This is a genomic window from Pseudoflavonifractor sp. An184 (assembly GCF_002160305.1).
GTDB lineage: Bacteria > Bacillota > Clostridia > Oscillospirales > Oscillospiraceae > Lawsonibacter > Lawsonibacter pullicola.
The window spans coordinates 20976-28518 of sequence record NZ_NFKI01000038.1 but is presented as its reverse complement, the minus strand read 5'-3'; the positions used below and the strand labels follow the sequence as shown (position 1 = coordinate 28518).

At 65.6% G+C, this 7543-nt stretch carries 7 protein-coding genes; 1 reads left to right on the top strand and 6 read right to left on the bottom strand.

Going from position 1 to position 7543, the window contains the following annotated elements:
- Positions 1-921 (top strand): IS30 family transposase (locus B5F19_RS12095; protein ID WP_087290807.1); only part of this gene is annotated, 921 nt, incomplete at its 5' end.
- 794 nt (positions 922-1715) lie between these two features.
- Here B5F19_RS12095 and cobK read toward each other — a convergent pair.
- The 6 genes from cobK to cbiD all read right to left on the bottom strand — a co-directional run bounded on the left by cobK (position 1716) and on the right by cbiD (position 7403).
- Positions 1716-2447 (bottom strand): precorrin-6A reductase, encoded by a 732-nt coding sequence (cobK, locus tag B5F19_RS12090; protein ID WP_087290805.1) that lies wholly within the window; start codon positions 2445-2447, stop codon positions 1716-1718.
- The gene (cobJ, locus tag B5F19_RS12085) at positions 2444-3178 is read right to left on the bottom strand and encodes a precorrin-3B C(17)-methyltransferase (RefSeq protein ID WP_191345880.1); all 735 of its coding nucleotides are present in this window, start codon (positions 3176-3178) and stop codon (positions 2444-2446) included. Before cobJ ends, cobK begins: the two co-directional genes overlap by 4 nt.
- Entirely contained in the window at positions 3175-4188 is a 1014-nt protein-coding gene (locus tag B5F19_RS12080) for a cobalamin biosynthesis protein (RefSeq protein ID WP_087290803.1), read from the bottom strand. Before B5F19_RS12080 ends, cobJ begins: the two co-directional genes overlap by 4 nt.
- Positions 4185-4964 carry a precorrin-4 C(11)-methyltransferase gene (cobM, locus tag B5F19_RS12075; protein WP_087290801.1) on the bottom strand — a complete coding sequence of 260 codons (780 nt, stop codon included), beginning with the start codon at positions 4962-4964 and terminating at the stop codon, positions 4185-4187. Before cobM ends, B5F19_RS12080 begins: the two co-directional genes overlap by 4 nt.
- Positions 4965-5577: 613 nt before the next feature.
- On the bottom strand, positions 5578-6276 hold the full coding sequence (cobI, locus tag B5F19_RS12070) for a precorrin-2 C(20)-methyltransferase (RefSeq protein ID WP_087290799.1): 699 nt from the start codon (positions 6274-6276) through the stop codon (positions 5578-5580).
- A complete protein-coding gene (cbiD, locus tag B5F19_RS12065) occupies positions 6255-7403 on the bottom strand; it encodes a cobalt-precorrin-5B (C(1))-methyltransferase CbiD (RefSeq protein WP_087290797.1) in 1149 nt (382 codons plus the stop codon). Before cbiD ends, cobI begins: the two co-directional genes overlap by 22 nt.
- Positions 7404-7543: the final 140 nt, after the last annotated feature.

Below are 7543 nucleotides of genomic sequence, written 5' to 3'. Positions count from 1 at the left end.
AGAATTGCCGCAGAGCTGGGGCGGAGCGCCTCCACCATCAGCCGGGAATTGAAGCGGAATCAATGCAAGCAAGGATACCGCCCATCGGATGCGCAAAAACAGTATCATCGCCGGAGAAAGCAATGTCGCAGGCACCGGCTCTTAGCCCCTGGCCCCCTTCGGGCTACTGTGGTCCGCCTGCTAACCCAGCAGCAGTGGTCTCCTGAGCAGATCTCAGAGCGGATGGCGATGGAGCACGGGAAACGGCTAGTCAGTTACAGCACCATTTATCGCGCCTTGAAGGATGGGTATATGGAGCCGAAGGGAACACGCAAAAACCGGCACGGCCGTTACCCCATGCAGAAACATCTCAGACGCAAAGGCTGGCGTGGGGTAAAGAAGCTGAGAAAAACCGCAGCCTTTGTGCATCAAACCATTGAACAGCGGCCCAAAGCGGCAGATAGGCGGAGCCAATTCGGACATTTTGAAGGTGATCTTGTATATAGCAGCTTCCACAAGCTTTATGTGGTCACACTTGTAGATCGACGGTCTCGATACCTGCTGACTGGTATTTGCCAGAGTAGAAAACCAGAAGAAGTCGCACGGGTCATGGCCTCCATGCTGGACACTTTACCCAAGGGAAAGCTTCGCTCCATTACCCTGGATCGGGGATTGGAGTTTGCCCATCATGCCAACATTACAAAAATAATTCCAAACGCAGTCTTCTATTTTGCGCATCCTCATGCCCCCTGGGAACGAGGTACAAACGAAAATACCAATGGTTTGCTGCGACAATACATTCCAAAGGACACCTATAAGGTTCCTTTTTCTCCATCCCTTCTGGATTCATTTACTGATAAGCTAAATCGTCGCCCCCGCAAATGCCTAGGCTGGAAATCTCCTCTTGAACTCTTTTTCCACAAACCGTTGCACTTCACTTGACAATCCGCCCGGGCAGAAAGTAACCAAAGAACCGCCAAGGGTGGGCGCAGAGGGACAGGACCGACTGCGTCGCTCCTGCCCCAATGACGCCCACCCCTGGACCCTATTTTACGGGGGCCCAATTAGGAGAGCATTTCGGTTATCGCAAAGGCGCGGGTGGCTCAGCTGACTGGTTTCCCCTCTATTACCGCTGCCGCTGAGGGTCCGGTCACCTTTGGGTGTTTCTTCTATCGGTGGAAAGCGCGCCTTTTGGGGTGGTGGGGTTTAAGTTGTGCGGTGGGGAAACGGCGGGCGGCCAAAGGCCGCCCCTACGAAATACGGGGAACGCTCCGGCCTTTCCGTAGGGGCCGGACACTTTCACGGTCTGTTGAGGATTTTCTGCGGTTTCGGGGCCCACCCTCATCCGTCTGGCCTTCGGCCAGCCACCTTCCCCCTTGTAGGGGGAAGGCTGGGGCGGGCGGCCACATGGGGCCGCCCCTGCGGCGAAAACGCACCGGGAGCGTTGGCTGAGAAAACCCAGGCGCCGTTGTGGAACTGCAGCAATTCTAAATTTTGCACACCCAGGGCCCAGTGGCCCGGTGGGAATTTAGATTGCCGCTCAGATTTTGCGCGCCGGAAATGAAGCACAGCTTTTCAGGAGGGCGTCCCCCGTAATGGGGTCCGGGGTGCAGCGACTTGGAGCACCGGAACGGTGCTCCTCGGAGCAAACCCCGGCGGCGTTTTGGTGACTTTGCCGCCGCGGGCAAAGTCACTCGCCGCCCGCAGGCGGCGAAACTCCCCCTGCGCAGACTCTATCAACTCAGCACCCACTCCAAAACAGCATCCAAATCCTCCCCATCGTCCTCCGGCCGTCCAATAACCACCAGGGAGACCCCGGTGTTTTGGGCCGCGGAGACCTTCTCCCCGAACCCTCCGGCGGAGCCGCCGTCCTTAGTGACCATCCAGCGGATGCGGTACTGCTCCAGAATGGCCTCGTTGAGTTTTTGGGAGAAGGGGCCGTGCATGGCGATGATGTTTTTGGTGGGGATCCCCGCCCGGCGGCAGGCGGATAGACTCTCCTCCACCGGCAGCACCCGGGGGTAGAGCCGCTCCGGGTCCAGGCCGGAAAAGGCAGATACCCCCTTGGCCCCGATGGCCAGGAGGACGTTTCCCTCCCTGGACTGGAGGAGCTGTGCGGCTTCCTCCGGGCTGCCCGCCAAAATACTGCCCGGCGGCAGTTCACTGCTCCGCCGCAGCAGGCGGCGCAGGGGGACCCCGGCGGAGCGGCAGGCGGACCGGATGTTCGCGGAAACCTCCCGGGCGTAGGGGTGGGTGGCGTCCACGCACTTGTCGTACCCGGACAGCAGGGCCGCCATCTCCTCCGCCGTCCTCCGACCCACCAGCGGGGTGATGCCGGGCAGGCCGGAGAGCTCCTCCGCCCCCAAAACCGTGGCTACGCTGACGGCGGCGGGGACTCCGCGCCGGGAAAGGGCCTGGGCCAGCAGGCGGCCCTCGGTGGTGCCGCCGAAGATCAGAATGCGCCTCATCCCTTGGCCTCGTAGCCCCGGGGGGTGACCATCCGCCCGGAAATCTCCCTAGTGGACTGGGAGCCGATGAACACGGTGGTGAACATGTCTACCTGCTCCTCCCGCAGCTCCTCCAGAGTGAGCAGGCGGTGTTCCTGGCCCTCCCGGCCGATGTTCTTCACCCAGCCGCACACGGTGTCGCCGCTCCGATGCTTTAGCAGAATATCGCAGGCCCGCCGTAAATGGTCCCGCCGCTTTTTGCTCATGGGGTTGTAGAGGCAGAGCACGAAGTCTCCCGCCCCGGCGCAGTCCAGGCGCTTCTCAATCACCGGCCAGGGGGTGAGCAGGTCGGACAGGGAGATCACCGCGAAGTCGTGCATCAGGGGGGCCCCCAGCACGGCGGCCCCGGCCAGGGCGGCGGTGACGCCGGGGATGACCTCAATCTCCACCTCCGGGAAGTCCTCCGCCATCTGGAGGATGGGGCCGGCCATGCCGTACACCCCCGCGTCCCCGCTGCAGATCATGGCGGTGGTTTTCCCTTCCGCCGCCCGCTCCAGAGCCAGACGGCACCGCTCCAGCTCCTGGGTCATGGGGGTGGACACGATCTCCCGCCCGTCCTGAAAGTCCCGGGCCAGGTCCAGGTAGGTGGTGTAGCCGCACAGCACCTGGCTTGCCTCCAGGGCATACCGGGCCTGGGGGGTGAGCTGATCCGCCCCGCCGGGGCCCATTCCGATCACATAGAGTTGTTTCAAGGAAGTATCCTCCCGTCTGTATTCCAGGTGAGGCGGGGCTCCCGCCCCGCCAGGGCCAGAGTCACCCCGTTCAGGGCGGTCTTTTTCCGCAGCAGGACTCCCCCCGCCGCCAGGGCGGCGCGCTCGCACACGTTGTCCACCCCGGTGATCTCCGCCACAAAGGGGGAGGCGGAAAACTCCCCCGGCACCGCCTCCAGCTCCCGGGCCGTGTAGGTGGTCAGCGGGAGGTCCAGCTCCCCGCATAGGGCCAGAAGCCCGGGCTCGTCCCCCTTCAAATCAATGGAGCACACCGCCTCCAGGCCCAGGGGGGAGAGCCGCTCCCCGCCGAGCACGGCGTCCAGCAGGGCGCGGATGGCGCCGGCCCCCGTGCCCCGGCGGCAGCCCACCCCCGCCCGGAGGGTTCTGGGGCACAGCCACAGGGCGTCTCGCTCCGGGCGGTACCAGTCCACCGCCACGTCCGCCGCCTCCCGCTCTCCATCCGAAACTCCGGCGGGTCTCACCCCGGCGATTGGCCACCGGGACCAGAGGGAGACTGCCTTTCCCTCCAGCAGGGCGGAGGACACGTCCACAATTTTCTCCGGATTGCACACGGCCAGTCCCTGGGCCCGGGCCCACTGGTCCACGGCGAAGGCCCCGTTCACGTCGGTGGCGGTGGTGATGACCGCCTGGCCGCCCAGCAGGGCGGCGATCTCCCGGGCCAGATCGTTGGCCCCGCCCAGGTGGCCGGAGAGGATGGGGATGGCAAACTGGCCCCTTTCATCCACCACCACCACCGCAGGGTCGGTGCTCTTGTGCCGCAGGTGGGGAGCGATGGACCGCACGGCGATGCCCGCCGCCCCCACGAAGATGAGGCCCTGGGCCCGGCCAAAGGCCTGGGCGGTCCAATCCGCCGCGGACTCTCCCGCACCTCGGGTACAGGCGGCCTGGTGGCCCCGCCGGGTCAGCTCCTCCGCCAGCCGGGCGGCCAGAGCGGCCCCCCGCCGGGTAAAGGCGGTGAGTTCCAGCCTCATAGAGAGCCTCCCGGCTCCGCCGAGCCGTCCCCGGTGCGGTACTCCGTGGAGAAGCCGGGGTGGTACAGGAGGCTTCGCTGGTACTGGTGGGAGAGGAAGTCCCCCACCAGCACCAGGGCGGTCTTGGAGATGTGGTGGTCCCGCCCCGCCTGGGCCAGGGTGCCCACGGTGCAGTGGACCACCTTCTCCTCCGGCCAGGTGGCCTTGTACACCAGAGCCGCCGGGGTGTCCGGGGTGTAGGCCCCCATCAGCAGCTCGGCGGACAGCCCCTCCAACATGCCGGCGGAGAGAAAGACCACCATGGTACACCCGTGCTGGGCCAGGGAGGCGATGGACTCCCTCTCGGGCACCGGGGTGCGGCCCGCCATGCGGGTGATGATGACGCTCTGGCTCACCCCGGGGAGGGTGTACTCCACCCCCGCGGCGGCGGCGGCCCCGCAGAAGGAGGACACCCCCGGGGTCACATCCCAGGGGATGCCCCGCCGGTCCAGCTGGTCCATCTGCTCCCGCACCGCCCCGTACAGGCAGGGGTCCCCGGTGTGGAGGCGGACGGTGTTCCCGCCGGCGCGCTCGGCCTGCTCCAGCACCTCCAGCACCTGCTCCAGGGTCATGTGGGCGCTGTTGTACACCGGCACGCCCTCCCGGACGAAGCCCAGCAGGGCGGGGTTCACCAGGCTGCCCGCGTATACCACGCAGTCGGCCTGCTGTAACAGCTCCGCACCCCGGAGGGTGATCAGGTCCGGCCCGCCGGGGCCGGCGCCTACGAAGTGGACCATGGGAAGACCTCCTTTTTCTTGCTTTCAATGCGCAGGGGATTTCACCGCCCTCTTCCTTTTAGACTTCCCCCTGGGGCGGATAAGGGGCAGCTCAGGGAACAGACATCATTAGAAGAACCCCGCAGGGCGGGGGCTCGCCCCCGCCGCCCTGTTTTGTAGGGGTTCGCCATCTCCGTGCTAAGAGCCGCCCTGCGGGCGGTTGCGCTCCGAAACGCGCCTGCGGGCGCAGTGCGGGGCGAGTTCCTTTTCCGCGTGGAAAAGGAACCAAAAGACGCTAGGGGGGCGGCTCAGGATGGACACTTCGTGTCCATATTCGCCGTCCCCCTAGAACCCCCATTACGGGGGTTATCCCTTGGGGTAAGCAGAGCAGTTCCGGCGCGCAAAATTTGAGTGGCGCTCCGTCATTCAATCCGGGCCACTGGGCCCTGGGTGAGCAAAAATTTCAATCGGTGCGGTTCCAATTCTGCGCCTGCCTTTTCCGAACCAATGTCCACGGTGTGGTTTTCGCCGTGGGGGAGGGTGTCCTCACCCGCCCGCCTCGCAATGGTCTGATTTGCCCGTAGGGGCGGCCCCATGTGGCCGCCCGCTGTTTCCCACCCCGCAGATACAGTCCTTACGGTAAAATAATGGTCGTAAAATACCCGGAGGACTCCGGCTTTTCTTTCAAAGAGGAGAACACCCGCTCTCCGGGCAGGCCGCAGTTCTCCACCATCCCCGCCCGGTCCAGCCAGTCTCTCTGCTCCAGCTCCTCCAGAATCCGGGGGTAGTTCTTCCCGGACTTCATCAGAATTTTGCTTCCGGGGAGGTCCAGGGTCTCTCCCGGCCCCTCGCCCCCGCCGGGGAGGATGTGCAGGGGGGTGTTGGCCTCGGTGAGGCTCCGGCCCAGCCGGGCGGCCACGGCGCAGAAGCTGGGCACGCCGGGGACCATGACGCAGGGGAAGCCCTCCGCTTTCAGAATGTCCATCAGGTAGCAGTAGGTGGAGAAGATGGACACGTCCCCCAGGATGGCCATGGCCACGTCCTGTCCGGCCTCCAGATAGGGCCGGACCGCGTCTGCGGCGGCCCGGTGGGCCTCCTGCTGTTTGGCCCTGTCCCGGGACATGGTGAAGTAGAGGGGGAGGAGCGTCTTGCCCTCCAGGTCCGCCGCCTGCCGGGCGATGCTCAGGGCGGTCATCTCTCCGGAGGCGGTCTGGGGGGCGGCCAGCACGGGACAGGCCTCCAGCACCCGCACCGCTTTCAAGGTCAGCAGCTCCGGGTCGCCGGGCCCCACTCCCACGCCGTAAAAGGTTCCTAGTTTTTTGCTGTGTTCCATGTATCCAAAATCTCCTTCGCCCCCCGGGTCATTCCCAGCAGGCCGTATTGATTGCTGAACAGCACCGCTCCGGTCTGTAAATCCTCCCCCGCCCGCCGGTCCAGATGGCGCTGGATGGCGGAGAGGAGGGAGGAGAGCACCGGCTCCCGCAGGTGCTTTTCCGCTAAAATCTCCAGACAGCGGTCGGCGGTGGCGCTGTCCATGAGGGCCTGGGCGGTCTCCCGGTCCGCCCCGCACAGGGCGGCGTGGGCGCAGAAGAGCTCGGCCCGGCCGTCCGCCCAGCGGGAGTGGGTGTTGAAGATCCCGCCCGCCAGTTTGACAAATTTTCCGATGTGTCCCACCAGAAGCACTTCCCGAAACCCCTCCAGACGGGCGCTGTCCAGGGCCTCCCCCACAAAGTTGGAGCACCGGACCACCGGGACCTGGCCGGGCAGGCTTAACGTGCCGCCCTTTAAAAAGTCCAGCCCGTAGTTGCCCGGAGTGAGGATCAGGCGGCGCGCCCCGCCGGCGGCGGCCTGTCGCAGCTCCAGGGCCATGGTGTCCACCAGGGCCTGGACGCTCATGGGCTCCACAATGCCCGAGGTGCCCAGAATGGAGATGCCCCCCTCCACCCCCAGGTGGGGGTTGAAGGTCTTCCGGGCGGCCTCCCGCCCCCCGGGGACCGAGATGGTGATAAGAAGCCCGCACGGTTCGTCCAGAGCTTGCCGCACCGAGTCCACCGCCTCATAGATCATCCGCCGGGGCACCGAGTTGATGGCCCACTCGCCCACCGGCTGGTCCAGGCCGGGTTTCGTGACCCGGCCCACCCCCTCGCCCCCCCGGAGGGTGATCTCCTCCCCGGGCTGGCGGGTGGCCGCGGCGGTGATGGGAAGGCCGTGGGTGGCGTCTATGTCGTCCCCGCCGTCCTTGGTCACCGAACAGAACGCCATGCCGTCCTCCAGGCGGGGGGACTCCACCGGGACCTCCACCACCCAGCCCTTGGGGGTGCGCAGGGAGACCCGCTCCGGGACCTGTCCCGTGAGGAGCAGGCGGGCCGCCCCCTGGGCGGCCAGAGCGGCGCAGGTGCCGGTGGTGTAGCCGCAGCGCAGGCGTTTGCCGCCGGATTGGATGTAGTGGTCGAAAGACATAGAGGGCTCCTTTTTTCTTGTGGGGAGGTTCGCCCCTACGAGCAAATCAGAACATTCCGGAATATCGGTAGGAGTCGGTCCTAGACCAGCCCGCGGGCGCACACTGTGCGCCCCTACGGCGAAAACCACACCGTGGACGT